The sequence below is a fragment of the Acidovorax sp. SDU_ACID1 genome, assembly GCF_045291395.1.
GTDB lineage: Bacteria > Pseudomonadota > Gammaproteobacteria > Burkholderiales > Burkholderiaceae_C > MR-S7.
Genome location: NZ_CP152342.1, coordinates 4,705,936 through 4,732,095, shown reverse-complemented (window position 1 = coordinate 4,732,095; position 26,160 = coordinate 4,705,936). Strand labels below are relative to the sequence as shown.

The following is a 26,160-nucleotide window of genomic DNA, read 5'->3' as shown; positions in this document are numbered from 1 at the left end:
CGCGGCCGGCACTTGACACAAGTCAATGCCACCGCATTCGGTGCGGCGCCGCCGCGCCGCGCTTCCTATACTGACGTAACCAGTTGTATTCCCGCGTTACGCCATGCCCCTGCTCCACCGCCTGCGCCTGTCGCACAAGTTCCTCATCCTGAGCTGCGTGGCCCTGGTCATGGCCGCGCTGCCCTCCACCCTCTACCTGCGCCAGCTGGGCCAGGACGTGCAGGCCCTGCAGGCGCAGGCGCGCGGCATGCCCGCGCTGCGCAGCCTCAGCCAGACGGTGCGGCTGGTGCAGACGCACCGCGGCCTGTCGGCGGCCATGCTGGGCGGCAACGAGCAGCTGGCCGCGCGCCGGCCCGGCGTGCGCGACGCGCTGAACCAGGCGTTCGACGCCGCCGCCGCGCAAGTGGCCACGGCAGCGCCCGCCCATGCCGGCGACCTGGACCGCCTGCGCCAGGACTGGCAGGCGCTGCGCCAGTCCGTGGACGATCGCTCCCTCCAACCCGCCCAGAGCATGGCCCGTCACACCGCGCTGGTAGCGCAGCTGCTGCAGCTGAGCGAGACGCTGCTGCACGCCAGCGGCCTGAGCACCAGCCCCCACCGCGACACGCAGGCGCTCATCCAGGCCACGCTGCAGCAGCTGCCCATGCTGGGCGAGCAGCTCGGCCAGATGCGCGCCATCGGCGCCGGTGCGCTGACGCGCGGCGAGCTGCCGCGCGAGGTGCGCGGCCAGCTGCGTGCCCAGCACGCGCGCGCCGACGAGCTGCGCACCGGCGCGCTGGACAGCCTGGCGCGCGCCCTGGAGCACAACGGCGCCTTCGCCGCCGCGCTGGACGCACCGCTCGCCACGATGAAGGCCCGCTCCGGCGAGGCGCTGCAGCGCGTGGCCACCGCCCTGCTGGACATGGCCGAGCTGCGCGATGACGCCACCGCCTACTTCGACACCCTCACCGCCGGCATCGACGCAGGCAACGCCCTGGGCGGCCAGGCCGTGGACCTGCTGCTGGCCCAGGCGCAGGAGCGCGCCGCCGGCGCCCAGCGCCACCTCCTGCTGATGGCCGGCGCCATCGCGCTGCTGGCGCTGGCCGCGGGGCTGCTGGCCATCGCCTTCGTGCGCTCCATCACCCAGCCGCTGGCCCAGGCCGTGGCGCTGGCCAACGCCGTGGCCGAAGGCGACCTGGGCGGCCAGGACGTGCCCCACGGCAGCAACGAGGTCGGCCGCCTCATCGCCGCGCAGCAGCAGATGCGCGCGCGGCTGCGGCCCGTCATCGGCCAGGTGCGGCGCGGCGCCGAGAGCGTGGCCACCGCCAGCAGCCAGATCGCGCAGGGCAACCAGGACCTGTCGGGCCGCACCGAGAGCCAGGCCAGCGCGCTGGAGCAGACCGCCGCGTCGATGGAGCAGCTCAGCGCCACCGTGCGCCACAACGCCGACACCGCGCGCGAGGCCAGCCAGCTCGCCGCGCAGGCGCGCGACATGGCGACCCAGGGCGGCACCGCCGTGGAGCAGGTGGTGGACACCATGCAGGGCGTGCACCAGGCGGCGCGGCAGATGGTCGACATCATCCAGGTGATCGACGGCATCGCTTTCCAGACCAACCTGCTGGCGCTCAACGCCGCCGTGGAGGCCGCCCGCGCCGGCGAGCAGGGCCGGGGCTTCGCCGTGGTCGCCGCCGAGGTGCGCAACCTCGCCGGGCGCAGCGGCGAGGCGGCCAAGCAGATCCGCACGCTGATCGACGACAGCAACGCCCGCGTGTCCGCCGGCAACGCCCAGGCCAGCGCCGCCGGCCGCACCATGGGCGAGGTGGTGCAGAGCATCCAGCGCCTGAGCGCCATGGTGGGCCAGATCAGCAACGCCAGCCAGGAGCAGGCCAGCGGCGTGGCCCAGGTGGGCGAGGCCGTCACGGCCCTGGACCAGGTGACGCAGCAGAACGCCGCCCTGGTCGAGGAGATGGCCGCCGCCGCGGGCAGCCTGAGCAGCCAGGCACAGGCCCTGGTACAGGCGGTGGCGGTGTTCCGCGAGGGCGGCGGAGCGCGGCCGGCACTCCCGAATTGATAGCATTCAGCGCTTGACCGGCCATCGCTGGAGACCGTTTCACCTATCGGCGCGGTAGCGCTCGATGACCTCCGGCCGCAGCCGCACGCCCAGCCCCGGGCCTGCGGCACTTTCATGTAGCCGTTCTCGATCTCGGGAAAGCCGTCGGGCAGCTCCCACAGCAGCGGGTCGCGCTTGCGGTTGGCGAAGATCTCTACGAATAGCCCGTGCGGGTTGGCCGCGAGCAGGTGGATCGCTACCTGCGGCTCCTCGTGGTGCGCCATCTCCACGTTCATCAGCCGGGCCATGTCGGCCACGCGCTGCCACTCGGTCACCCCGCCGCACAGCGTGCAGTCCAGGTTGAGGATGGAGACGCCGCCCTTGGTGATGAGGTCGCGGCAGGCGCGGCCGCTGATCTCGCCCTGGCCCACGTTGATCGGGATGGTGGTCTTGTGGGCCAGCAGCATCAGGCCGTCGGTCTGGTCGTACCACTTAACCGGCTCTTCCATCCAGCGCACGCCCAGGTCGGCGCGCTCCATGGCCACGCAGAATTTCACGGCGTCGAGCGGGTCCCAGCCCTGGTTGGCGTCCACGGTGATGACGAAATCCGCCCCGCCGGCCTTGCGCGCCGCGCGCACGCGCTCCAGGTCCAGCTCCAGGCTGGCGCGGCCGACCTTCATCTTGATGCCCATGCAGCCGGCGGCGCGCACCATGTCCACCTCCTCGGCGATGGCCTCCAGCGGATCCTGGCCGTTCTTGGGGTAGTAGCCGCCGATGGAGATGACCGGCACGCGCTCGCGCACGCCGCCCAGGAGCTTGTAGACGGGCGCGCCGTAGAGCTGGCCGCGTGCGTCCCACATCGCATTGTCCACGCAGCTGATGGCCTGCATGAGGATGCCGCGCGGGTGCATGTCGAGCTGGTGCAGGCCGCGGTTGCCCAGGTCGAGAGGCAGCGTGAACATCGCGTCCCACAGGCGCTGGAAGTCGCGCACGTCCTGGCCCGCGAGCAGCGGCGCGAAGTGGTCGCGCACCACCGCCACGATCTCCTGCTGCGTGTGCACCTCGTCGCCGCCGTAGGTCTCGCCGACCATGCCGTTGTCCAGGTACACGCGCGTGACGATGGTGGGGCGGGCCGTCACCTGGTAGGTGCCGCCGGTGAACACCTCCTCCAGCGCCATGTCGAGGGGAATGGCTTCAATGTGCTTGATCTTCATGGTTGTTCCTTTCGATGGCTTCAGGGTTGCGGCGTAATGCCCGCCTCGCGGATCACGCGCTCCCATTTCTTCTGCTCGCTCGCGGTGAAGTCGCGCAACGCGGCGGGCCCCACCTGGTCGCCGGGCAGCACGTCGATGCCCTGCTTGCGCAGTCCGTCGGTGAAGGCGGTGTCGGCCAGCGCCTTCATGTAGGCGCCGCGCATCGTCTCGACGACTGCGGCCGGCGTGCCCGCCGGCGCGTAGAGGCCGTACCAGGTGGAGGCCAGGAAGCCCGGCAGGTCGCCCTCGGCCAGCGTGGGAACGCCGGGGAACTGGGGCAGCGGCGACTGCGAGGTGAGCGCCAGCGCGGTGAGCCGCCCGCCCTGGATCTGCGGCAGCGAGACGTTGGTCTGGTCCAGCATGGCGTCGATCTGCCCGCCCACCAGGTCGGTCATGGCCGGGCCGGTGCCCTTGTAGGGCACGAAGGTGAACTTGACCCCGGCCGTGGCCGCCAGGTGCTCGGCCGCCAGGTGCGACGAGGAGCCGACCCCTGCCGTGCCGAAGGTCAACTGGCCGGGCCGCTTGCGCGCCTCCTCGAACAGGTCGCGGGCGCTCTTGAAGCGCGCGCCGTTGCGCACCAGCAGCACCATGGGCGTATCGGGGAAGCGGAAGATCGGCACGAAGTCGCGCAGCGGCTCGTACTTGAGCGACTTGAACAGGTAGGGCGCCGCGGCCATGGTGCCGATGTGGCCGACGAAGAGCGTGTACCCGTCGGCCTTGGAGCGCGCGGCGCGCACGGCGCCCACGGTGCCGCCCGCGCCCGCCGGGTTGTCCACGATGACCGGCTGGGGCAGCTCGGCCGACACGCGCTGCGCCACGGTGCGCGCGATGGCATCCGTCGGCCCGCCGACGGCGAAGGGAACGAGCCAGGTGACGGGCCGGCTCGGGTAGGGCTCCTGCGCGTGGGCGCCGTGCAGGCCGCCCGCGAGGGCGGCGGCCGCCACGGCGAGCCGCAGCGTGGTCTGGATCAAGGGGTGCATGGTGTCGTCTCCGGTGGTTGGCGTATGGCGACGATGGTATTCACGACGATCCGATTTAGAATCTGCCAAATTGGCACTTCATGATCCACGAATCGTGGCTGATATACCCAACCTTTCCGACCTGCGCCTGTTCGTGGACGTGGTGCGCCAGGGCAACTTCGTGCGCACGGCAACCGAGCTGGGCATGTCGCCCTCGTACGTGAGCAAGCGCATCGGCATCCTGGAGCACGACCTGGGCGTGCGCCTGCTGCACCGCACCTCGCGCCGCGTGAGCGCCACCGCGCAGGGGGAGAAGACCTACGAATGGGCGCGCGGCATCCTGGACGGCGTGCGCCAGATGCAGGAGGCGCTGGCCGAAGACACCGCCGAGCCGCAGGGGCGGCTGCGCGTGAGCTCCAGCTTCCGCCTGGGGCGCAACCACGTGGCGCCCGCGATCTCGCTGCTGGCCCGGCGCTACCCGCGCCTGGAGGTCTCGCTGACTGTGCTGGATCGCCCCGTGGACCTGCTCAGCGAGGGGCTGGATCTGGACATCCGCATCGGCGAGGTGCCCGAGCCGCACCTGGTCGCCCACCGCATCCTGCAGAGCCATCGCATCCTGTGCGCCGCGCCGTCGTACATCGCGGAGCGCGGCGCGCCCACGCAACTGGCGGAGCTGGCGCAGCACTCCTGCCTGGTGTTCCGCGAGCGCGACCAGCCTTTCGGCACCTGGCGCCTCACGGGGCCGAAGGGCCTGGAGTCCGTCAAGGTGACGGGGGCCCTGTCATCGAACAACAACGACATCATCCGCCAGTGGGCGCTGGACGGGCACGGCATCGTGCGCCTGGCCGAGTGGGACTGCATCAAGAGCCTGAACGACGGAGAGCTGGTGCACGTGCTGCCCGCCTACCGCTGGCCCGCCGATATCTGGGCCGTGACCACGGGCCGGCTGTCGCAGTCGGCCAAGGTGGGGGTATGCGTGCGCTTCCTGCGCGAGCAGCTCACCTCGGGGCCCTACGCGCTGTGGCCGCAGGGCGCGCGCCCTTTGCTTTAGTTTTGATAGCTGCCAGCGCCTTTCCAGCAAGCGCTGGAGGCCGATTTGGCTTATAAATACCGCCGCAGGTAGCGGCCCGTGTGGCTGGCTTCGTTCGCGGCCACGTCCTCCGGCGTGCCCTGCGCCAACACCGTGCCGCCGCCCGCGCCGCCCTCGGGGCCCATGTCGATGACCCAGTCAGTCGTCTTGATCACGTCGAGGTTGTGCTCGATCACCACGATGGTGTTGCCCGCGTCGCGCAACTGCAGCAGCACCTTGAGCAGCAGGTCGATGTCGGCGAAGTGCAGGCCGGTCGTGGGCTCGTCGAGGATGTAGAGCGTGCGGCCGGTGTCGCGCTTCGATAGCTCCTGCGCCAGCTTCACGCGCTGCGCCTCGCCGCCCGAGAGCGTGGTGGCGCTCTGGCCCAGGCGGATGTAGGAAAGGCCCACGTCCAGCAGCGTCTGCAGCTTGCGCGCGATGGTCGGCACGTCCTTGAAGAAGGCGTGCGCGTCTTCCACCGTCAGGTCGAGGATCTGCGCGATGTTGCGGCCCTTCCACTGCACCTCCAGCGTCTCGCGGTTGTAGCGCTGGCCGTGGCACACGTCGCAGGGCACGTAGACGTCGGGCAGGAAGTGCATCTCCACCTTCACCACGCCGTCGCCCTGGCAGGCTTCGCAGCGGCCGCCGGCCACGTTGAAGGAAAAGCGCCCGGGGCCGTAGCCGCGCTCCCGGGCGGTGTTGGTCTCGGCCATCAGTTCGCGGATGGGCGTGAACAGGCCCGTGTAGGTAGCCGGGTTGCTGCGCGGCGTGCGGCCGATGGGGCTTTGGTCGACGTTGATGACCTTGTCGAAGTAGTCGATGCCCTCGATGGCCTCGTGCTCGGCCGGCTCGTCGTGCGCGCGGTGGAGCTGGCGCGCCACGGCCTTGTGCAGCGTGTCGTTGACCAGCGTGCTCTTGCCCGAGCCGGAAACGCCCGTCACGCAGGTGAACAGGCCCACGGGGAATTCCACGCTCACGCCCTTGAGGTTGTGGCCCGTGGCGCCGATCACCCGCAGCGCCTGCACGTCGCCCTGGCGCGCGCGGTGCTCGGCCATGCGCTCCTTGCGGCGCTGGCTGGCGGCGGTTTCGGGGAAGCGTGACTTGGATTTTTCTCCGGCTCGCCGGCGTTGACCACGGGCAGCCATGGCGTGCGCCGCGCGGGCACGGGGATGCTGCGCGCGCCGCTCAGGTACTGGCCGGTGAGCGAATCGGGCGCGGCGCACAAGTCGGCGTAGCTGCCCTGCGCCATCACGCGCCCGCCGTGCACGCCCGCGCCGGGGCCCATGTCCACCACGTGGTCGGCGGCGCGGATCATGTCCTCGTCGTGCTCCACCACGATCACGCTGTTGCCGATGTCGCGCAGGTGCTGGAGGGTGGCGATGAGCCGGTCGTTGTCGCGCTGGTGCAGGCCGATGCTGGGCTCGTCGAGCACGTACATCACGCCCGTGAGGCCCGATCCGATCTGCGATGCGAGGCGGATGCGCTGCGCCTCGCCGCCGCTCAGGGTCTCGGCGCTGCGGTCCAGGCTCAGGTAATTCAGGCCCACGTCGTTCAGGAAGGTCAGGCGCGCGGCGATCTCGCGCACGATCTTGTCGGCGATCTCGGCCTTGGCGCCGGTCAGGCGCAGCGCGCGGAACCAGCCCAGCGCGTCGGCCAGCGTCTGGTGGCTCACCGCCTGGATGGACTGCGCGGCATCGCCCTCGCCCACCAGCACGTGCCGCGCCTCGCGCCGCAGGCGCGCGCCGTGGCAGTCGGGGCAGGGCTGGGTGCTGCGGTAACGCGCCAGATCCTCGCGCACCACCACCGAATCCGTCTCGCGGTAGCGCCGCGCCATATTGGGCAGGATGCCTTCGAACGGGTGGCTCTTGACGATGGGCTTGCCCTTGTTCGGGCCGCTGTCGAGCAGGTAGCTGAAGGCGATGTCTTCCTCGCCCGAGCCGTGCAGCACGGCGCGCTGCACGCGCTCGGGCAGTTGCTCGAAGGGCGTGTCCACGTCGAAGCCGTAGTGCCGCGCCAGGCTCTCCAGCATGGCGAAGTAGTAGCCGTTGCGCCGATCCCAGCCCTTGATCGCGCCGCTGGCGAGGCTCAAGCTGGGGAAGGCCACCACGCGCGCCGCGTCGAACACCTCCTGCTGGCCGATGCCGTCGCACGCCGGGCACGCGCCCGTGGGCGAGTTGAACGAGAACAGGCGCGGCTCCAGCTCGGGCAGCGAGAAGCTGCAGATGGGGCAGGCGAACTTGCTGCTGTAGAGATGCTCGCGGCCCGTGTCCATCTCCAACGCCAGCACGCGGCCGTTGCCTTCCGCGCCGCCCACGCGCAGCACGGCCTCGATGCTCTCGGCCAGGCGCTGCTGGGCGTCGGGCCGCACCTTGAGGCGGTCGATCACCACGTCCACGTCGTGCTTCTCGGTTTTCTTGAGCTGGGGCAGGCTCTCGTGCTCGTAGATCTGCCCATCGACGCGAAAGCGCACGTAGCCCAGCGCCTGCATCTGCGCGAACAGCTCGGTGAACTCGCCCTTCTTCTGCCGCGCCATCGGGGCCAGCAGCATCAGGCGCGTGTCCTCGGGCAGGGCGAGCACGGCGTCCACCATCTGGCTCACGGTCTGCGCGGCCAGCGGCAGGCCGTGGTCGGGGCAGTGCGGCGTGCCCGCGCGCGCGTACAAGAGGCGCAGGTAGTCGTGGATTTCCGTCACCGTGCCCACGGTGGAGCGCGGGTTGTGGCTGGTGGCCTTCTGCTCGATGCTGATGGCAGGCGACAGGCCCTCGATCAGATCCACATCGGGCTTGTCCAGCCGCCCGAGGAACTGGCGCGCGTAGGCTGACAGGCTCTCCACGTAGCGCCGCTGCCCCTCCGCGTAGAGCGTGTCGAACGCGAGGCTCGACTTGCCCGAGCCCGACAGCCCCGTGATCACCACGAGCTGGTTGCGCGGGATGTCCAGGTCGATGTTCTTGAGGTTGTGCGTGCGCGCGCCGCGGATGCTGATGCGCTGCTCGCGCAGGGCGCGGGCGAGGTAGGGGCCGTCGGCAGAGGAAGAAGCGGTGTCGGGCATCGGCGGGGCGCGAAAAAAGCGGAACCCACCATGATAGGTGAGCCCCCCGCCGCGCGCCGTGCCTCGTGCACATCACCCCATTCCCATCCCGCGGCGATTCCGATACGATGCTTACAAATACAAGCCTTTTTGGCCTTCAGCCCAATACTGCCAAGCGCAAGCAGCTATTTTTTCAATAGCAAACCACCCTCCTCGATGCGCCACGAAGCCTCGCCCCCGGCCTGCCCGCCGTGCGCCTGCTGCTCACCCAGCGGCTGGCCGCCCTGGCGGGCGCGGGCACCATGCGGGCGCTGCGCGAGGGGCTGCTGTGGCTAGTGCCGTGCCTGCTGGTGTCGGCGGCCTTCCTGCTCGCCTCGGCGCTGGCGCAGATGGCCGGGCTGCCCGCGCCGGTGGTGCAGTGGCTGGCGGGGCTGCATACCGAGATCAGCGCCGCGCTGCCGCTGCTGGTGGCCGCATCGATCGGCTACATGCTGGCCATCCGCCACCGGCTGCCGCGCCTGCCCGTGGCGTTCCTGTGCCTGGTGTACGTGGAGATCGCCGCCTTCGTGCTGCGCGGGCATCCGCGCGCGGCGGCCACGCTGGTGCTGTTCATCGCCATTGCGTCGCCGCTGATCAACGTGCCGCTGATGGCGCGGCTGCATGCCCGGCGCTGGACGCGCATCGCCCGCGGCGGGCTGGTGGGCGAGAGTGTGCGCGACGCGATGAACTTGGTCGTCCCCGGCATCGTCACCGCCGCGCTGCTGGCGGCCGTGCTGGCCGCGCTGGCGCAGGTGCCCGCGCTCACGCAGGCCGAGCTGCCGCTGGCCCTGGCCGCGCCCGAGTCGCCCTACCGCAGCGGCGTGCTGCTGGCCACGCTCAACTCGGTGCTGTGGTTCTTCGGCATCCACGGCTACTACGCGATGCAGCCGTTCTTCCAGGTGCTCGACCAAGCCGTGGTGCTGAACGCCGCTGACGCGGCCGCGGGCCTGGCGCCGCGCCATGCGCTGACCAGCGGGCTGATGGGCGCGTTCGTCTTCGTCGGCGGCGCGGGCGGCACGCTGTCGCTGTCGCTGGCGGCGCTGCTGTTCTGCCGGGGTCGCGGGCTGCGCCTGGTGGCGCTGGCCAGCCTGCCGGTGTCGCTGCTCAACGTGAACGAGATCCTGCTGTTCGGCCTGCCCGTCATCCTCAACCCGCGCCTGCTCGTGCCCTTCGTGGCCGTGCCGGTGCTCAACCTGGCGCTGTCGCTGGCCGCCGTGCAGGCGGGCTGGGTGGCCGCCGCCACGGTCCAGCTGCCCTTCACCATGCCCGTGCTGCTCAACGCCTACGTGAGCACCGGCGGCGACGCGGCCGCCGTGCTGCTGCAGGTGCTGCTGGTCGGCCTGGGCGCGCTGGTGTACGCGCCCTACATCCGCGCCATCGACCAAGCCGGGCGCGAGGAAAACGCCATCCACCTGCGCGCGTTCGACACCACCTTCACCCGCCTGCCCGAGGAAGCGGGCCTGGCCACCCGCGACCCGGTGGAGCAGGCCCACCGCGAGCAGGCACGGCGCGAGACCGTGCTGGCGCACATCCGGCGCATCAGCGAATACGACTTCCACCTCGAATACCAGCCCCAGGTGGCGCTGCCCGGCGGCCGCTGCACCGGCTGCGAGGCGCTGCTGCGCGCACGCGACCGCAGCGGAGCCTCGCAGCCGCCCGGCACCCTCCTGCCGTGGCTGGCCGAGGCCGGGCTGATGCGCGAGGTGGACCTGTGGGTGGCCGGCAGCGCCGTGCAGCAGCACCGGCAGTGGAGCGCGCAGGGCTTCGCGCTGCCCATCAGCATCAACGTGACCGGCGCCACCCTCACCTCGCCCGGCCACTGCGAGCGGCTGGTGAAGATCCTCGCCCGCGCCGGCGGGCAGGTGGGCATCGAGATCACCGAGGAGGCCCTGGCCGGCGACGTGCCCGCCATCCGCCAGGCCATCGCGCGCATCCACGCCATCGGCGCCAAGGTGGTCATCGACGACTTCGGCACCGGCTACTCGTCGCTCGCCTACCTGCACCAGTTCGACGTGGACGTGATCAAGATCGACCGCAGCTTCGTCATCGCCCGCGACGACCCCAAGGGCGCACAGGTGATGGACGGCCTGCTGCGCCTGTGCGAGGCGCTGCGCCTGCCCACCGTGGTCGAGGGCGTCGAGACCGAGGCCCAGTGCCGTGCGCTGCAGTCGCCCGCGGGGCTGATCGTGCAAGGGTGGCACTTCAGCCGGGCGCTGCCGGCGCAGGAGGTGGCGGCCTTCGCGCGGGGGCGTGAAATTCACCAATTTCAGTGATTCACAAAAATTCACACTCCTGATAGCCTGGATACAGGCCATTAAAGGCTTTCCGGCTGCCAGCGCTTACCCATCAAGCGCTGGCAGCTATGATTTTTGAAAACGAAAGCACCGCCATGCCGCCCACCACGCCCTTCCGCATGCATCGGGATACACCCTGCTTCCGCTGCTGAAGCGCTGGGCCGCCGCGCTGTTCCTGGGCTGCCTTGCCAGCCTGTTCAGCCTCAACGCGCAGGCCAGCACGGCGGGCACCACGGTTGATTTCTGGGGTGAAAGCAGCGGCACTCCCTACCGATGGAACGCCGACCCCTCCTTGGCGGTCGGCAGCGGCGTTGAGTTCGACACAGGCGCCTTCCGTTTCGACGTCGATCCGGCGGCCGGGACATTCACGATCGACGTTTACCAAGCGGATCCCGCCTATCGCGTCTGGGGTGGGCTGAACAACGACCGGCAGTTCTCTGTCGTTTTCAGCGGCGGAACCCTCTACCAGTTCACCGGCATCACACCTGCCGGCGGCACCGCGAGCGACGCGGGCAGCTACGCGGCCGCCTTCAACGGCAAGACGCTGACGTTCACCGTCCCTTCCAATACCCAGCCCGTGGCCCAAGGCACCATCGTTTTCACGTTCACCTCCACGACGACACCCACGCCCACCGTCACCGGCGCAACGCCGAACAGCGGCTCCACGGCGGGCGGCACCGTCGTCACCCTCACCGGCACCCACTTCACCGCCGGCGCGACGGCGGTGACGTTCGGCGGCAGCAGCGCCACGGGCGTCACCGTCCTCAGCGCCACATCGCTCACCGCCACCACCCCGGCGCACACCGCGGGCCCGGTGAACGTCAGGGTCACCACCCCCGGCGGCTACGCCACGCTGACCAACGGCTATACCTACGCGGTGCCGTCCAGCAATGCCAGCCTGTCGGGCCTGGCGCTGTCGGCGGGCACGTTGAGCCCGGCCTTCACAACGGGCAACACAAGCTACACGGCGGCGGTGAACGACATGGTGGCCAGCATCACCGTCACCCCCACGCTGGCCGACGCCAACGCCACGGTGACGGTGAACGGCGCGCCGGCATCCAGCCCCGTTGCGCTGAACCCTGGCGCCAACACCATCACCGTGCGGGTGACGGCGCAGGACGGCACCACCGTGCGGGACTACACCGTGACGGTGACGAAGGCGGCGTCAGGCCTTTTTGCGAATATTTCTTCCAGCACGCAAGTCTCCTGCACCGGCGGGAGCAATGGCACGGCCACGGCTCAGGCATACGGGGGCGTGCCTCCCTACACCTACTTGTGGTCGCCCGGCCAAGCACTCTCAGCAACAGCAACCGGCCTGCCCGCAGGCACCTACTCCGTTACGGTAACAGACAGGGCCGGCAGCACGTTCACCGTGGCGAACATCGCGATCTCGCAGCCCGCCTCTGCCCTGACGGGCTCCGCGAGCGTGGTTGCCCACCCCGTGGGCTCCAACGCCACCGGCCGCGCCAGCGTCTCCCCCAGCGGCGGCACACCGGGGTATACCTACTACTGGACACCGTCCAAGCAAACCACATTCACGGCCACGGGCCTGGCCGCAGGCACCCACACCGTCAGCGTCATGGATGCGAACGCGTGCCAAATCGACCGCAATGTCACGCTGATCGCCCAGGCGCCCACGGTGCAATCGGTGGCGGTGCCCGCCGACGGCACCTATGGCGCGGGCCAGGTGCTGGTCTTCACGGTGAATTACGACGCCCCCATCATCGTGAGCGGCACGCCCCGCATTCAGCTGACCATTGGCAGCAACATCCGTTATGCAACGTATGCCGGCGGCACGGGCACTGCGGCGCTCTCCTTTGCCTACACCGTGCAGGCTGGCGACGCGGACATGGACGGCATCGCCGTCACGGGCCTCGGCCTGAATGGCGGCACGCTGTCCAGCGGCGCGGCCAGCGCCGACACCACGCTGAACAGCCTTGGCAGCACGACCGGCGTACTGGTAGGAACGCCCCCCACCGTGACCGACGCGCGCATCACCCTCTCGGGCGGCACGGGCACCAGCGGCGCCTACAAGCAGGGCGACACGGTGAGCGCCACCTGGAACAACTCCGCCAGCGGCGACAACAACAGCGGCATCACCGGCGTGACGGTGGACTTCAGCGCGTTCGGCGGCGGCGCGGCGGTGGCCGCCAGCAACACCAGCGGCCTGTGGACGGCCAGCCACCCGCTGCCCGACGGCATGGTGGGGGCCAACCGCAACGTCTCGGTCACGGCCACGGGCGCGGGCGGCTCCACCACCACGGCAGACACGAGCAATGCCACGGTGGACACCGTTGCGCCCACGGTGACCGGCATCGCGCCAGGGGGCTCGCCCGGCCCCGCAGATGCGAGCGTGGCCTTCCTCGTCACCTTCAGCGAGCCGGTGACGGGCGTGGACAGGACCGATTTCTCGCTGACCAAGCTTTCGGGCACGGCGGCGGGCACGGTCCCCCAGGTGACGGGCAGCGGCGCAAGCTATACCGTCACCGTCGGCAACATCAGCGGCAACGGCTCGCTGCGGCTCGACCTCAAGGGCAGCGGCACCGGCATCGTGGACGCCGTGGGCAACCCGGCGGCGGGCTACGCCGGCGGCAGCGTGCACACGGTGGCCGTTCTCGCCGCGCCGGGCGCGCCCACGGGGGCGCAAGCCACGGCGGGCAACGGGCAGGCCACGGTGACCTTCACCGCGCCCGCCAGCGACGGGGGCAGCCCCATCACCCGCTACACCGCCACGGCCGCGCCGGGCGGCGCCACCGGGTATTGCGACGTGCCCGCAGGCTCGCCCACGGGCACGGTGTGCCCCATCGCCTTCACGGGGCTTGCCAACGGCACCAGCTACACCTTCACGGTCAAGGCCACGAACACGGTCGACACGGGGCCGGACTCCGGCGCGTCCGGCGCCGTGGTGCCGCGCCTGCTGCAGATCAGCGCGCCCGCGGGCGCCGTACCCGGCATGGCGGGCACGGCCACGGCCACGCTGTCGGGCGGCGGGACGGCCTGCACGCTGCAGGCCAGCGGCGGCTTTGGCGCGGCCGGCGCCAAACCGCCAGGCTTCGACGCACCCAACGGCCAGTTCAGCTTCACGGCAGAGCATTGCAGCGGCGCGGTGCAGATCGTGCTGCAGTACCCCGAGCCGCTGCCTGTGGGCGTGCGCTTTCGCAAACCCGACGGCGCGGGCGGCTGGTTCGACCCGCAGGACCCCGCCACGTCGCTGGGCCTGACCCTGACCAACAACCGCCAGACCGTGACCTACCAGATCACCGACAACGGCCGGGGCGACGCGGACAACACCCCCGGCACCATCGCCGACCCGCTGCTGCCCGTGGTGCCGCTGGCCGCGCCCGGCGGCGCGCAGGCCATCCCCACGCTGGGCGCCTGGGCGCTGGCGCTGCTGTCGGCCCTGCTGGGAGCGCTGGGCTGGCGGCGGGCCGCAACTATCAAATAAATAGCTGCCACCGCTTGCTGGGCAAGCGCTGGAGGCCTATTTGGCTCGATAGCCTGCGCCATGGGCGAAAATCCCCGCTTTCGCCCATCCGCCCCACCGCCTCCCCGTGCCTTCCCCCGCCGCTTCCACTTCCATGACCCCGCTGGAGCGCCGCTCCAGCATCAGCCTGGCGCTGATCTTCGCGCTGCGCATGCTGGGCCTGTTCCTCGTGCTGCCCGTGTTCGCGCTAGAGGCGCGTAAGTACCCGGGCGGCGACGACCCGGCCCTGGTCGGGCTGGCCATGGGCATCTACGGCCTCACGCAGGCAGTGCTGCAGCTGCCGCTGGGCCTGGCGTCCGACCGTTTCGGGCGCAAACGCGTGATCGTGGCCGGGCTGGTGGTGTTCGCGGCGGGCAGCCTGCTGGCGGCGCTGGCCGATTCGGTGACCGGCCTGGTGATCGGGCGCGCGGTGCAGGGCGCGGGCGCGGTGTCTGCCGCCGTCACCGCGCTGCTGGCCGACCAGACGCGCGACGTGGTGCGCACCAAGGCCATGGCGCTGGTGGGCGCGAGCATCGGGCTGATGTTCGCCATCGCCCTCGTGGCCGCGCCGCCGCTGGCCGCGCACATGGGCCTGGCCGGCCTGTTCGGGCTGACCTGCGCGCTGGCGCTGGCCGGGATCGCCGTGGTGCTGTGGGTGGTGCCGCCCGAGCCCGCGCGCCACGCCGGCGCGCCGCGCGGCCGCCTGGCCGACGTGTGGCGCCATGCCGATCTGCTGCGCCTGAATGCGGGCGTGTTCGCGCTGCACACGGTGCAGATGGCCATGTGGGTGGCCGTGCCCGCCATGCTGGTGCAGGCGGGGCTGCCCAAGGACGCGCACTGGCAGGCCTACCTGCCGGCCGTGGTGCTGTCGTTCGCCGCCATGGGCGGCCTCTTCGCCATGGAACGGCGCGGGCGCCTGCGCGCGGCGCTGCTCATCGCCATCGGCCTCGTGCTGGCCGTGCAGGCGGGCCTGGGCCTGCTGGCCGCCAGCGGCGCCACGCCCACGCTGGCGGTGCTGGGCACGCTGCTGTTCCTGTTCTTCTGCGGCTTCAACGCGCTGGAGGCCACGCAGCCCAGCCTGGTCTCGCGCATGGCGCCGGCGCCGCTGCGCGGCGCGGCGCTGGGGGCCTACAACACGCTGCAGTCGCTGGGCCTGTTCGCGGGTGGGGCCCTGGGCGGGCTGCTGGCCAAATGGGGGGGGCGCCGGGGCTGTTCGCCGCTACGTCCGTGCTGGCGGCGCTGTGGCTGCTGCTGACCTGGCCGCTGCGGCCCGTGGGGCGCGGGGGCCACTGAAGGAGCGTGCACAATCGGCCGTTTGGCGCGCTACAGTAGGCGCCAACCCCATTTCCCGAAGCGAAGGCACTAGCAGCATGGCATCCGTCAACAAAGTCATCATCGTCGGCAACCTGGGCCGCGATCCCGAAATGCGCACCTTCCCGAGCGGCGACCAGGTGGCCAACGTGCGGATCGCCACCACCGACCGCTGGCGCGACAAGAATACCGGCGAGAACAAGGAAGCCACCGAGTGGCACAGCGTGGTCTTCAACGGCCGCCTGGCCGAGATCGTGGGCCAGTACTTGCGCAAGGGCTCGCAGGTCTATGTGGAAGGCAGCCTGCGCACCCGCAAGTGGACCGACCAGAGCGGCCAGGAGCGCTACACCACCGAAATCCGCGCCGACACCATGCAGATGCTGGGCAGCCGCGGCGGTGCGGGCGGCGGTGCGGGTGGAGGCTATGACGACGGCGGCTACGGCGGCGGTGGAGACGGCGGCGGCTACGAGGCCCCGCGCCGCGCCGCGCCTGCGCCGCGCCCCGCAGCGCCCCCGGCAACCCGCCCCGCGCCGGCCCCGATGGCCCAGCCGCCGCGCGCGGCGTCGGGTTTCGACGACATGGACGACGACATTCCGTTCTGAGGCGGTGCGTCATCGTTTATTTCAATCGATTGCAGCAGCTATTGAAATAACATAATCGGATCGGCGCGCCGCCGCGATGCATGCGAAGGCGCGCCTGTCCGAACCGGGCGGCGTGGGTGCCGCCCTTCCCCTTGCAAGGCCGACCCCATGCGCTTTCCCTCCCTCGCCCGTCCCCGCTCCCTGCTTTCCCTGTGCCTGGCCGCGCTGGTCGCGGGCTGCGGCGGAGGTTCCGGCGGCGACGACGTCGGCCCGCCGGTGGGCACGCAGCAGTACCCCGCCGGGTTCTGGGAAGGCACGGTGGGCACGGGCTTGAGCCAGCGCACGATGGTGGGCTTCATCGACGGCGGCGAAGACGGCAAGGGCGGAGAGTTCTACCTCGCGCGCGGCGCTGCGGGCGCTGCGGGCTACGACGGGCTCTATGGCCTGCTGCGCACCAACGTGACGGCGGTGCAGGCCACGGGAGTGACCTACTTCTCCGTGCAGGACGGCAAGTTCGCCCCGGGCATCACGCTGCGCGGCACGGCCTCGCCCAACGCAGCCACGGGCAAGACGGTGCTCATCAGCGGCAACTACACCAGCCCGGCGGGCACGGCAGCGGCCACCGGCACGCCCACCTCGTTCAAGCTGAACTACAGCAAGCTCAACGACTATCCGGCCCGAGCCAACCTGATCGCTGGCACCTACCGGGGATCGGGCGTATTCGGTGGCCAATGGGTCTTCACGGTGACGGAGCGCGGCGTGCTGTCCGGCCGGGTGGGCGGCTGCAACGTGCAGGGCACAGCCACGCCGCGCTCGCAGGACTCGGCGCTGTATTCGGTGACGATGAACCTGACGGGCGACGAGACTTCGTGCGGCTACCGCAGTTCGCAGCAGTCGGGCGTAGCGGTGCTGCGCTTCGACGCCAACAACGTGCCCAACGGCATCTGGGTGTTCACGCGCAACTCCATCGGCACGGACAACACCTTCGTGCTCAACGGCCTGGCCGATCCGCGCCAGCCGACCACGCCCTCCCCCACGCCGCTGTCGGCCGCGGGCAACTGGGCCGGCACGCTGACGCTGCCCGCAGGCGTGACGGGCGATCTGGACATCCACGGCACGGTATTGCCCGACGGCGGCATGTTCTTCTACACGAACAGCAGCTTCAACCACAACGTGCTCTACGGGCGCCTGATCCGCTACAACAACGACCAGACGACCAACCGGTTCGTGACGGCCAACGACGGCGTGTTCTTCGACCGCCTGCTCGACGGTACGGGCGGCTACCTGGGCGGCTACGTCAGCGGCGTGCTGGTCGATGCCACGGTGGAGAGCGCCGCGGCGAACGGCATCGCGAATCGCCTGACGGGCACCTACAGCTACCCCACGCAGCCAGGCGGCTATCCGACACGATTCACGATGCAGCCCGACTCCATCTACACGCTGCCCACCCGCCGTGCCGGGCAAGCCGACATCAACATGATCGTCGGCAGCTACCGCATGGCCGGCAGCAGCTTCGGCGGCCACCAGGTGGACATCGACATCGCCGTGGACGGCTCCATCACAGGCGTCACCAGCAACGAGTGCCAGATCGTGGGCAAGCTGCTGGGCAACCTGGACGGGGGCAAGCAGAACCTGTACCGGGTGGAAGCCCTTGGCTTCCTGGATGACGCGAAGCCGGCCAACTCCATCGGCTGCGAGCTGTCGACCGGGCCGTCGCAATCGGGTTCGGCAGCTGCCATCTTCGATGCCAACGGCGAAGTGGTCGGCCTGCGCATCCTGACGGCGGGCCTGTTCCAGTCCGGCCAGCGCGCGCACACGGTGTTCGTGGGCACGAAACTTCCGGCACCTTGAGTACCGCATAGGCCCGTGGCGCTACGTTGCCGGTAGCGCCACGCGTCCACGACAAATGACAGATCCCTCGCCGCTATGCGAGGGATTTTTCTTTCGGGGGTAGCGTTCCCCCGCCAGGGCCCGAAGGGCGGTAGCAGCGTTTCGCCAGTGAAGCGTCGGCCGGCACATTCTGTCGATCAGCCAGCCCCTCGATCAGAAGGGCATGAAGCTCGTCCGCCTACATGCCCATTGAATCCACTCGCAGCGCTCGCCCCCTGCCCACGGGCGAAAAAATCCCTCGCGTGGCGAGGGATTGTTCTTTGGAAAGCCGCCTGCCGATCAGAACGAATACGGCGACTTCAGCGGACTCACCGGCAGCGCCTGGCGCCCCGTGTAGGGCTGCAGCGCATAGCGCACGTACAGCCCGCCCGTGAACTGGCGGTAGTTGCGCGCGTTGTCCAGCGACAGGTGGCTGCCGATGAACAGCTGCGGATGGAGCTGGTACTCCATGGCCATGCCCAGGTTGTAGCCCAGGCCGGTCTTGCTCTGGCCCGGATAGATGGCGGTGGTGTTGGCGCCCACCTCGCCGAACGCCTCAGCATCGCTCGCGGCCTGTGCGGCGGCGCTCTGGCGCGTGCGGCTGGTGGGGAAGTACGGCGCCGCGTCTTCCTTGAAATACTGCACGCCCAAGGCGCCCTTGATCTGGTAGCTCAGGCGGCCGCTGCGCTGCGCCCAGTCGAAGGGCACGCTCATAGCCAGGAACTGCTGCGGGCTGAAGTAGCCGCCGTGGCCGTAGGTGAAGTAGCGCAGGTTCTTGTCGTAGGCCATGCCCGTGAAATTCAAGCCCGCGGTGAAGGCCGAATCGGTGGTGCGATGAACGCGCCAATACATGCCGCCGCCCAGTTCCGCGCGGTAGTTGGACTGGACGTTGTGGCCCTGCAGGCTGTGCAGCGCGCCGATGGCGTAGGTGCCGAAGCTGCCGTCGTCCCAGGTCAGGTCCAGCCGGCCGCCGTTGGCGGACACCGTACCCCAGCGCTCGCCCGTGCGCGCGTCGCGCGCGCCGGCGAAGGAGAGCGCGCTGTCCGTCACCGGGCGGCGCGAGAGCTCGCCCGTGAGGGTGGTCTGGTCGCTCAGGCCCATGCGGTAGCGCACGCCGCCCATGATGTCGTTCTGGCGGAAGCCCAGCGGCAGCGTGCCCACGTCCACGGCCAGGTTGGCCGTCTCGTAGCCGATGCCCAGGCCCACGCCGTTGTCGTTCTGCGAGCCCGGCGAGCGCAGCGGCATGTCCAGCGCCGTGGCCGGGCCGCCGCCGAAGCGGCTGAGGGTGCCGTAGGTGGTGTCGGGCGTGCCGGAGCTGACGCCCGTGGGCGTGGCGCGCAGGGTCATCATGCCGTCGCCAGCGCCAAACTTCAGCTCCACCGGCGCCTGCATATCAGTCAGGCGGCTCATGCCGGACTCGCCCTGGCGCGCACGGCCGACCACGCCCACGGACAGCATGGGCGTGCGGCCCTCCTGCAGCTCGGACAGCTCGTCGAGCGCCGAGCGCGGGCGCGCGGGCTGCGGCACCCCGGCCGGGGCCGGCATGGGCGCCGCGGCCCACAGCGAAGGTGCAGGCGCCGCCTGCGCGGAGGCGGCATAGGCGGCCTGGGGCGTCACGTAGCCCGTGGCGGGCTGGGGCACGTAGAGCGGCGCCGGTGCGGCAGCGGGGGCCACGTAGCCTGCGGGCGCGGCAGCGGGTGCAGCGGGTGCAGCGTATGCAGGCGCCGCCGCGGCGGCGGTCCGGGCCGCCGGCAGCGCGGCGCGTGCCTGCGGAGCCGCCTTGGACGCTGCGCGGCCGGCGGCCGGCGGCCGGCTGGGGCGCTGCGGCAGCTGCGGACGGTGCCGCAGGAGCAACCGCGCCGTAGTAGCTGGTGGGCGTGGCCAGGGGCACGGCAGCGGGCGCGGCCATGGGGAAGCGCGCCGCCCCCGCGGGCTGGGGAATGTAGGGCTGCGGCCCGGCGGCCATGGCGGGCATGGGCTGCGCGGCGGCATACGCCATGGGCGCGGCGGCCACGGGCACGGCCGTGGGGAAAGGCGTGCGCCCGCCCCAGTTCGACAGGGCGGTACGGCGGAAAGGGTTGCCGCCCGGCGCCGCGGCGTTCCAGGCGGAGGCACCCTGCCCCGCCGCTCCGAGCAGCACCGCGCGCTGGCGGTTCTCGGCCTCGATGGCGGCCGCGAAATACTGCCCAGCCTTGGTGGACTGGCCCTTGGCGCGGTACAGGCGGCCGGCGGACGTCAGCACCTCGGGATCATTGGGAGCCAGCTGCAGCGCGACCTGGATGGCCGATTCCGCATAGGCGAAATCCTTGGTGGCCGTGGCCGCCGAGGCGGCCGGCAGCAGCAGCTTGAGGTTGCGCGGGTCCTTCTCCAGCAGGCGGTGGTAGAGCTGCATGGCCTGGGCGTGGTCGCCGTTGTCGGCGTACATGCGGGCCAGCACGCCGACCACGTCGGGATCGTTCGGGCGCTCGGCCAGCAGCGGGGCCAGGGTGTCGTAGGCGGCGGCGAGGTCGCCGGCCTCGCGCAGCGCGTCGGCCTGGCGCAGGATGTAGCCCACCCGGATGTCCTCGTAGCCGCGCCGCTCCTGCGCGGACATGGGCGTGTCCTGCAGCTGGCGCAGGATGCCGGCCAGTTCCACGTCCTGGTGCGTCTTGAGCAGCGCCGCGGCGTACTGCAGGCGCAGCCCGGTGTCGGGGCGGGGCGTGCGCGCCAGCATCTCGCGCACCATGGCCAGCGCGCGGTTGGGGTCGCCCGCGTCGGCATAGGCCAGGGCCACGGTGCCCAGCAGCTCCGGGTCCTGGCCCACGAAGGGCTCGGCCTGGGCCAGCACGGACTGGGCCTGCTGCACGCGGCCTTCACGGCCCAACGCGGCGGCGGCGTCGGCCTGCACGTGCACCCAGACGCGCTTTTGCAGCGCGGCGATGTCGCGCGTGCGGTTCTTTTCGGGAATGCGCTCCAGCGTGGCCAGCGCGCCGGTCCAGTCGCGCGCCTCGGAGGCGAGCAGCGCGCTCGCGTACAGCGCCTCGGGCATGTGCGGGTTGGACACCAGCAGCCCGTCCATCACGCCGCGCGCCTCGTTGATGGCACCCATCTTCAGGTACAGGCGCGCCAGGTCCAGCCGCACCCAGGGGTTGCCGGGGTCGTTGAGCAGCGCGTCTTCCAGGGCGACGCGCGCGGCATTGTCGTCGCCGCGCTCGGCGGCGGCGCGCGCCAGGCCCAAAGCCTGCGCGGCGCGCAATCGGCCCAGGGCGCCCACCTTTTCCTGCTGGCTGGGCGTGAGCTGCTCGACCAGCTGCAGCGCCTCGGCCGCCTTGCCGGTCTGCGACAGCACGCCCACCAGGCCGCGGATCGCATCGGGGTTGTCGGCCTGGCGCGCGAGCACGCGGCGGTAGGCGGCCTCGGCGGCTTCGAGCTGGCCCAGCTCGGCCAGCACGTCGGCCAGGTCGTTCTCGGCAGTGACTTCGCGGGCATCCAGGCGCACGGCCTGGTCCAGCAGCTGGCGCGCGTTGCCCAGGTCGCCCGCCTCGCGCGCGGCGCGGGCCTGCTCGATCAGTGTCCAGTAGGTGGCGCTGTCCAGCGCCTGCTTCCAGCGCGCGGGCGAGCCCTGGCGGGTGGCGCGCTCCAGGTAGCTGCGCGCCTGGGCGAACTCTTCCTGGCGCAGGCGCAGCACGCCCATGCCGCCGAGCGCGTCGCCGTCGTTGGGGCGGGTTTCGAGCACGCTGCGGAATTCGGCCTCGGCGGCTTCGAGGTCGCCGTCCTCCAGCGCCTTGAAGCCCTCGGTGCTGCGCTGGCGCAACGGGTCGCGCGCGGCGGCGGCACCGGCGCGCGCGGTGCGCTGGCGCGCCTCGATCTCGCGCAGGCGGGTCTGCATGGCCTCGTCGCCCGGATAGGCGCGCAGGAAGGCCTGATAGAGCGGAATGTCGGCCGCGCGGCTGCCCGTCCAGGCCAGGGCCTTGCGCCAGCTGTCGGTGGCGGCCTTGCCCACTTCGGGGTGGCCGGCCAGGCGGGCGAGCTGGGCGATGCCCTCGCGCCGCGTGGCTTCGCGGTAGGTGAGGTGCTGGGCCAGGGCCAGGGAGATCTTGGCGTCGTCGGGCGATTCGCGCGCCAGGCGCTCCAGGCCGCGGCGGGCCTCGTCCCAGCCGCCGGAGGTGCCGCCCAGCGTCTGGTAGTACTCCAGCGCCAGCGGGCCGGTGGGCGCCTGGTTGCCCAGCGCGGCTTGATAGCTGCCCATGGCCTGCTCGGCCTGGCCGGCACGGGCCAGGTCGCGCGCCTGCTGCACCTGCGCGCTGTTGCGCTGCACGCCGATCTCCTGCTGCAGCCGCTCCACCAGGCGGTGGCCGGGGTGGGCGCGGCGCAGTTGCTCCAGGTAGCGCTGGGCCTCCTCCACGTGCTGGCCCTGCATCTGCGCGCGGGCCATGCCGTAGAGGGCGTCGGGCTGGTTCGGGTCCACGCGCAGGAGCTTTTGCCAGCTCTCGATGGCGCGCTGGGCGTCGCCGCGCGACTGCCAGTACTGGCCCTGCTCGATCAGCGTCTTGGTGGCGGCGTCCTGGGCCTGGGCCGGAACGGCCAGGCCGCCGAGCGAGGCGACGAGGCCCAGGATCAGGGTGTGTTGGTGGTGGCGCTTCTTTGCGGACATGCCTTTTCCCAGCGTAATTGCAGCCTGCCGGAGGGCAGGAATTGGTAGCGTTGTTCCATCCAGCCCGTGCCGAAGAGGCCGAGGACCTGGTCGTAGTATGGCGGCTGGCCGCCGGGCGGCGCCTCCAGCAGCTGCGCGCGCACGCGCTCCTGCTGGGCCTTGAGCGCGGCCGTGGCGCCCAGCGTGCGCAGGTAGGGCAAGAGCGCGGCGGAAAAGCCCGCGGGACCCTGCCCTTCCATCTGCCCGGTGGCGGTCTGCACCTTCTCGGGAGGCACGGCGGCGGTGCGCAGCGCGGCGGCCATGCCGCCCAGGCGGCGGCGCAGCACGGGCGCGAGCGCGTCGCCGCGCGGCGTCATGCCGGCCCAGAGGTAGGTGCGGATGGCGTCGTAGCTGCCGGTGTCGCCCTTCTCGGTGTCGGCCACGAAGGCGCCGCGGGCGGCGCCCTCGGGCACCTCGTAGGCCACCCAGTCGGCGGCGAAGCCCTTGGGCGTGGTGCCTTCCAGCACGCGCTGGAAGCTGGCGCCGACGGCCTTCCACGGGCCCTGTGCGTCGAGCCGCTCGAATGCGCGCAGCAGCGGCACGGGCAGGTAGCTGGGGTTGAGCCGCCAGGTGCGGCTTTCGGGGCCGCGCAGCGCAAAGCCCTTGGACGCGGGCAGCAGCGTGGGGCCCAGGCCGGGCAGGTCGGCCACTTCCTCTATGGCGACCTGCGCCAGCAGCGTGCGCGCCTGGGCCGTGTAGCGCGGCTCGCGCCAGACGCGGCCGGCCTCGGCCAGGGCGTAGGCGAACCAGAGGTTGGCGTCCGAGGCGGGGTTGGCATCCACCACGCCCCAGCGGCCATCGGCCTGGCGCCCCCACTGCCACGCGGGCAGGCGCGCGCCGATGTCGCCGCCCGCGAGGTTGGCGATGCTCCAGGCCCAGAGCTTGTCGAAGCGTGCACGGTCATGCGCCACCAGGGCGAAGAACATGGCGTAGGACTGCCCTTCGGAGGTGGAATGCTGCTGCGCGGTGGTGTAGTCGATGACGCGCCCGTCGTCCTGCACGAAGCGCTGCACGAACTGGTCCCACAGCGGCCAGGCCGCGGCGGTGGTGCAGGCGTCCTGCGCCATGGCGCCGGGCAGCAGCGCGCACCACAGGCCCAGCGCGCGCAGCGCGTGGCGCGGCGCGCGGGCGGTGTCAGGGGTGCGGGAGGCGGGCAGCATGCGTGTTCGTATCAAATTCAGGAGCTGCTTGCGCTTGCTGCACCCGGGTTTCGGCACGAAAACGATCGAAAACCCTTTGCAGGCAAGCGCAACCAGCTCCTAAATTCGCATTGTCTCAACCTTTCTGGAGCCGCGCGCGGGCCTTGGCGCGCAGCACGATGTAGAGCATGAAGGCGATGAGGGCGGCCGCCGCCACGCCCAGCACGATGAGGGCCAGCGGGTGGCGCGACAGCCACCACTGCACGCGCGTGACCGGGTCCAGGTGGCCGACGTGGTAGGTCTGCTCGGCCACGAGGCTGTCCACCTGCTTGCCGCGCACGACCGCCGCGCTGCCCTGGATGTGCTGGAGCAGGTCGGGCGTGAGCAGCGCCGTGATGGCCTGCTGCAGGCCGGCGGGCTGGTTGCTGGCCAGCAGCACCACGCTGCGCCCGCTTTGCAGGGGCGATTCGAAGCCCGCGATCACCGCGTCGCTGCTGGCGCTGGTGAAGGTGATCGCGTTGCGGCCGGGCTTGGCGCGGTCGCGCTGGTCCGGGTCCCACCAGTTGAGCAGGCGCGACGCGTAGTCCGACAGGCGGAAGCCCTTGGTGTCGGCCTTCAGGCTGAACGGCAGGTAGCGGGCCCACTGCTCGAGCAGGGGCGAGTTGGCGTTGCTGGCGATGACCAGCAGGTCCTTGCCCGCCAGCGCGTCGAGCTGGCCGTTGCCCAGCGCCACGGTGACGGCGTGCGCGGGGTAGCCGGTGACGTTGCCCATCAGGCCCATCAGCGACAGGTAGGCGCTCAGGTCGCCCTGCTCGGGCTTGGGCGGCAGCACCACGGCCGATTCCGACAGGTCGGCCAGGCGGCTGAACGGGAAGCCGCTGTTGCCGAAGGCCGCCAGGTCGGGCATGGCCAGGAAGTGCGAGAAGCCGGTGATGTCGATGGTGGAGTCGGGCTCCACGGTGCCGCGCACGTTGTCCAGCAGCACGTCCTTGCAGGCGCCTTCCTTCTTGATCTCGTGGTAGTAGTGGAACTGCAGCTGGCTGCGCGCGGGCAGCTTGAACAGCGGCACGCGGAAGAAGTCCTCGGCCGGCAGCAGGTCGCCCGCGGCCAGTGCCGGCGCGGGCAGCACCCGGTCGAGCCAGCTGTTCACCCGGCCGGGCGGGGTGTAGTCGGCCGCGCGCAGCGGCAGCGCGCGCAGAAACTGTTCGTTGACGTTGATGTTCAGCGTGGACTTGTCGGCCCCGTTCTGCGGCGTGTAGCGGTACTTCACGTGCACGGGGATGTCCTGCTTGCGCCAGGCGAACAGGTCGGGCGGCACCTGGAAGTTCACGCGGATCAGGTCCGGCGAATAGCCCGACACGCTGAGCATCTCCGCCTGCGCCAGCTCGCCGAACTTGACCGGGCGGTCCTTGGACAGCCAGTTGGGTGCGTCGTAGGGCTTGCGCGCCTCGATCTGCTTGAACTCCGAGATCACGGCCGTCGGACCCGAGAGCGCCGGCGCGCCCACGGCCAGCGCCGTGGCGGCGCGCTTGAGCTCCTGCGCGTCGCGGCCGCTGATGACCAGCAGCTTGGCGGCGGGGTCGGTCGGGTGGCTGGCCATGGTGACCGAGGGGCCGCTGGCGGCGGGCAGGCTCAGGCCCGGCACGCCCTGCGCGCCCAGCGCCAGCACCACGGCATGGCCCTTGGCCGGGATCTGCCCCACGGCGGCCGGGAAGGACGCTCCGCGGAAGCCCGCCAGCGCGCCGAACCACGACGAGACGGTGCCCGCGGCCTCGAGCTGGGCGGCGTCGGGCGTGCCCGCGAACACGATGGGCAGGGTGAGCGGGCGGGAGTCGCGCCGGTCGAAGAACGGCTCGGGCAGGAAGGCCAGGTCGTTGGCCAGCGCCAGCGGGTTCACCGACAGCTCCAGCAGGCTGTCGTTGCCCACGTTGGCCCACAGGCTGGTGTGCGCCGGGTCCTCGCAGTCCATCGTGTAGTGGCCGATCAGCTCGATGTTCAGGCGGTTGAACTCGCCGATCAGCCGCGTGGGGATGTCGATCACCTTCTGCAGCGCCTGGCCCCCCTGCTCGTTGGGCACGGGAATGGTGGCGACGACCTGTTCGTTGACCAGCACGCGCAGGTGCGAGATCTCGGGCAGCAGCGCGGGCGAATAGGCGTAGTTCAGGTGCAGGCGCGCGCGCGTGACGACCTCGTCGCCGCGCACCCCGAACTGCACGCCGCCCGTGCCCTGCACGCCGCGCAACTGCAGCGGAAACACGGCGCCCAGCTGGCGGAACGTGACCTGGTAGTTGCGCCCCGCGGCGGGCGGCGCCTCGGGCTGGGCAGCTGCGGCGGGCGCAGGCTGGGCCAGCGCGCCGCCGGGCCCGGACAGGGGTGCCGACAGCAGCGCGATGGCGGCGAGGACAGGCGCCATGCGCCAGGGGGTGCGGGATTTCTCGGTCATGGCTGGTCTTC

Annotated in this window: 11 protein-coding genes and 3 pseudogenes; 7 read left to right on the top strand and 7 right to left on the bottom strand. The window is 71.3% G+C overall.

Translation table 11 applies throughout. The annotated features are described in order from the left end of the window. The first annotated feature begins 103 nt into the window (after positions 1-103). The gene (locus AAG689_RS23010; protein WP_406623942.1) at positions 104-2,050 is read left to right on the top strand and encodes a methyl-accepting chemotaxis protein; all 1,947 of its coding nucleotides are present in this window, start codon (positions 104-106) and stop codon (positions 2,048-2,050) included. A gap of 149 nt (positions 2,051-2,199) precedes the next feature. On the opposite strand, the pseudogene AAG689_RS23005 reads toward AAG689_RS23010, so the two are convergent. Together AAG689_RS23005 and AAG689_RS23000 are read right to left on the bottom strand one after the other, a co-directional pair. After that, positions 2,200-3,120, bottom strand: a pseudogene (locus AAG689_RS23005) (mandelate racemase/muconate lactonizing enzyme family protein); the annotation flags it as partial. 143 nt (positions 3,121-3,263) lie between these two features. Further along, positions 3,264-4,262, bottom strand: coding sequence for a Bug family tripartite tricarboxylate transporter substrate binding protein (locus tag AAG689_RS23000; protein ID WP_406623941.1), 999 nt, complete (start codon positions 4,260-4,262; stop codon positions 3,264-3,266). 94 nt (positions 4,263-4,356) lie between these two features. Here AAG689_RS23000 and AAG689_RS22995 point away from each other — a divergent pair, with 94 nt between their 5' ends. Further along, entirely contained in the window at positions 4,357-5,292 is a 936-nt protein-coding gene (locus tag AAG689_RS22995; protein WP_406623940.1) for a LysR family transcriptional regulator, read from the top strand. A 50-nt stretch (positions 5,293-5,342) separates the two neighbouring features. Here AAG689_RS22995 and uvrA read toward each other — a convergent pair. Then, positions 5,343-8,359: pseudogene (gene uvrA / locus AAG689_RS22990) on the bottom strand (excinuclease ABC subunit UvrA). A 281-nt stretch (positions 8,360-8,640) separates the two neighbouring features. Between uvrA and AAG689_RS22985 the strand changes: the two are divergent. From AAG689_RS22985 to AAG689_RS22965, 5 genes and pseudogenes are all read left to right on the top strand, one after another. Continuing rightward, positions 8,641-10,650 carry an EAL domain-containing protein gene (locus AAG689_RS22985; protein WP_406626393.1) on the top strand — a complete coding sequence of 670 codons (2,010 nt, stop codon included), beginning with the start codon at positions 8,641-8,643 and terminating at the stop codon, positions 10,648-10,650. A gap of 313 nt (positions 10,651-10,963) precedes the next feature. After that, positions 10,964-14,116, top strand: coding sequence for a beta strand repeat-containing protein (locus AAG689_RS22980; protein ID WP_406623939.1), 3,153 nt, complete (start codon positions 10,964-10,966; stop codon positions 14,114-14,116). Between the two features lie 133 nt (positions 14,117-14,249). After that, positions 14,250-15,427 (top strand): annotated as a pseudogene (locus AAG689_RS22975) (MFS transporter). Between the two features lie 77 nt (positions 15,428-15,504). Next, positions 15,505-16,047: a single-stranded DNA-binding protein gene (ssb, locus tag AAG689_RS22970; RefSeq protein WP_406623938.1), complete on the top strand. Its 543-nt coding sequence runs from the start codon at positions 15,505-15,507 to the stop codon at positions 16,045-16,047. 147 nt (positions 16,048-16,194) lie between these two features. After that, the gene (locus AAG689_RS22965; protein WP_406623937.1) at positions 16,195-17,877 is read left to right on the top strand and encodes a hypothetical protein; all 1,683 of its coding nucleotides are present in this window, start codon (positions 16,195-16,197) and stop codon (positions 17,875-17,877) included. 318 nt (positions 17,878-18,195) lie between these two features. Here AAG689_RS22965 and AAG689_RS22960 read toward each other — a convergent pair whose 3' ends face one another. The 4 genes from AAG689_RS22960 to bcsB form a co-directional block, all read right to left on the bottom strand. Beyond that, positions 18,196-19,242, bottom strand: coding sequence for a cellulose synthase subunit BcsC-related outer membrane protein (locus tag AAG689_RS22960; protein WP_406626392.1), 1,047 nt, complete (start codon positions 19,240-19,242; stop codon positions 18,196-18,198). A gap of 46 nt (positions 19,243-19,288) precedes the next feature. Then, the gene (locus AAG689_RS22955) at positions 19,289-22,528 is read right to left on the bottom strand and encodes a tetratricopeptide repeat protein (protein WP_406623936.1); all 3,240 of its coding nucleotides are present in this window, start codon (positions 22,526-22,528) and stop codon (positions 19,289-19,291) included. Then, on the bottom strand, positions 22,492-23,727 hold the full coding sequence (bcsZ, locus tag AAG689_RS22950; RefSeq protein WP_406623935.1) for a cellulose synthase complex periplasmic endoglucanase BcsZ: 1,236 nt from the start codon (positions 23,725-23,727) through the stop codon (positions 22,492-22,494). The genes AAG689_RS22955 and bcsZ overlap by 37 nt, the downstream gene beginning before the upstream one ends. 115 nt (positions 23,728-23,842) lie before the next feature. Further along, entirely contained in the window at positions 23,843-26,149 is a 2,307-nt protein-coding gene (gene bcsB, locus AAG689_RS22945) for a cellulose biosynthesis cyclic di-GMP-binding regulatory protein BcsB (protein WP_406623934.1), read from the bottom strand. Positions 26,150-26,160 lie beyond the last annotated feature (11 nt).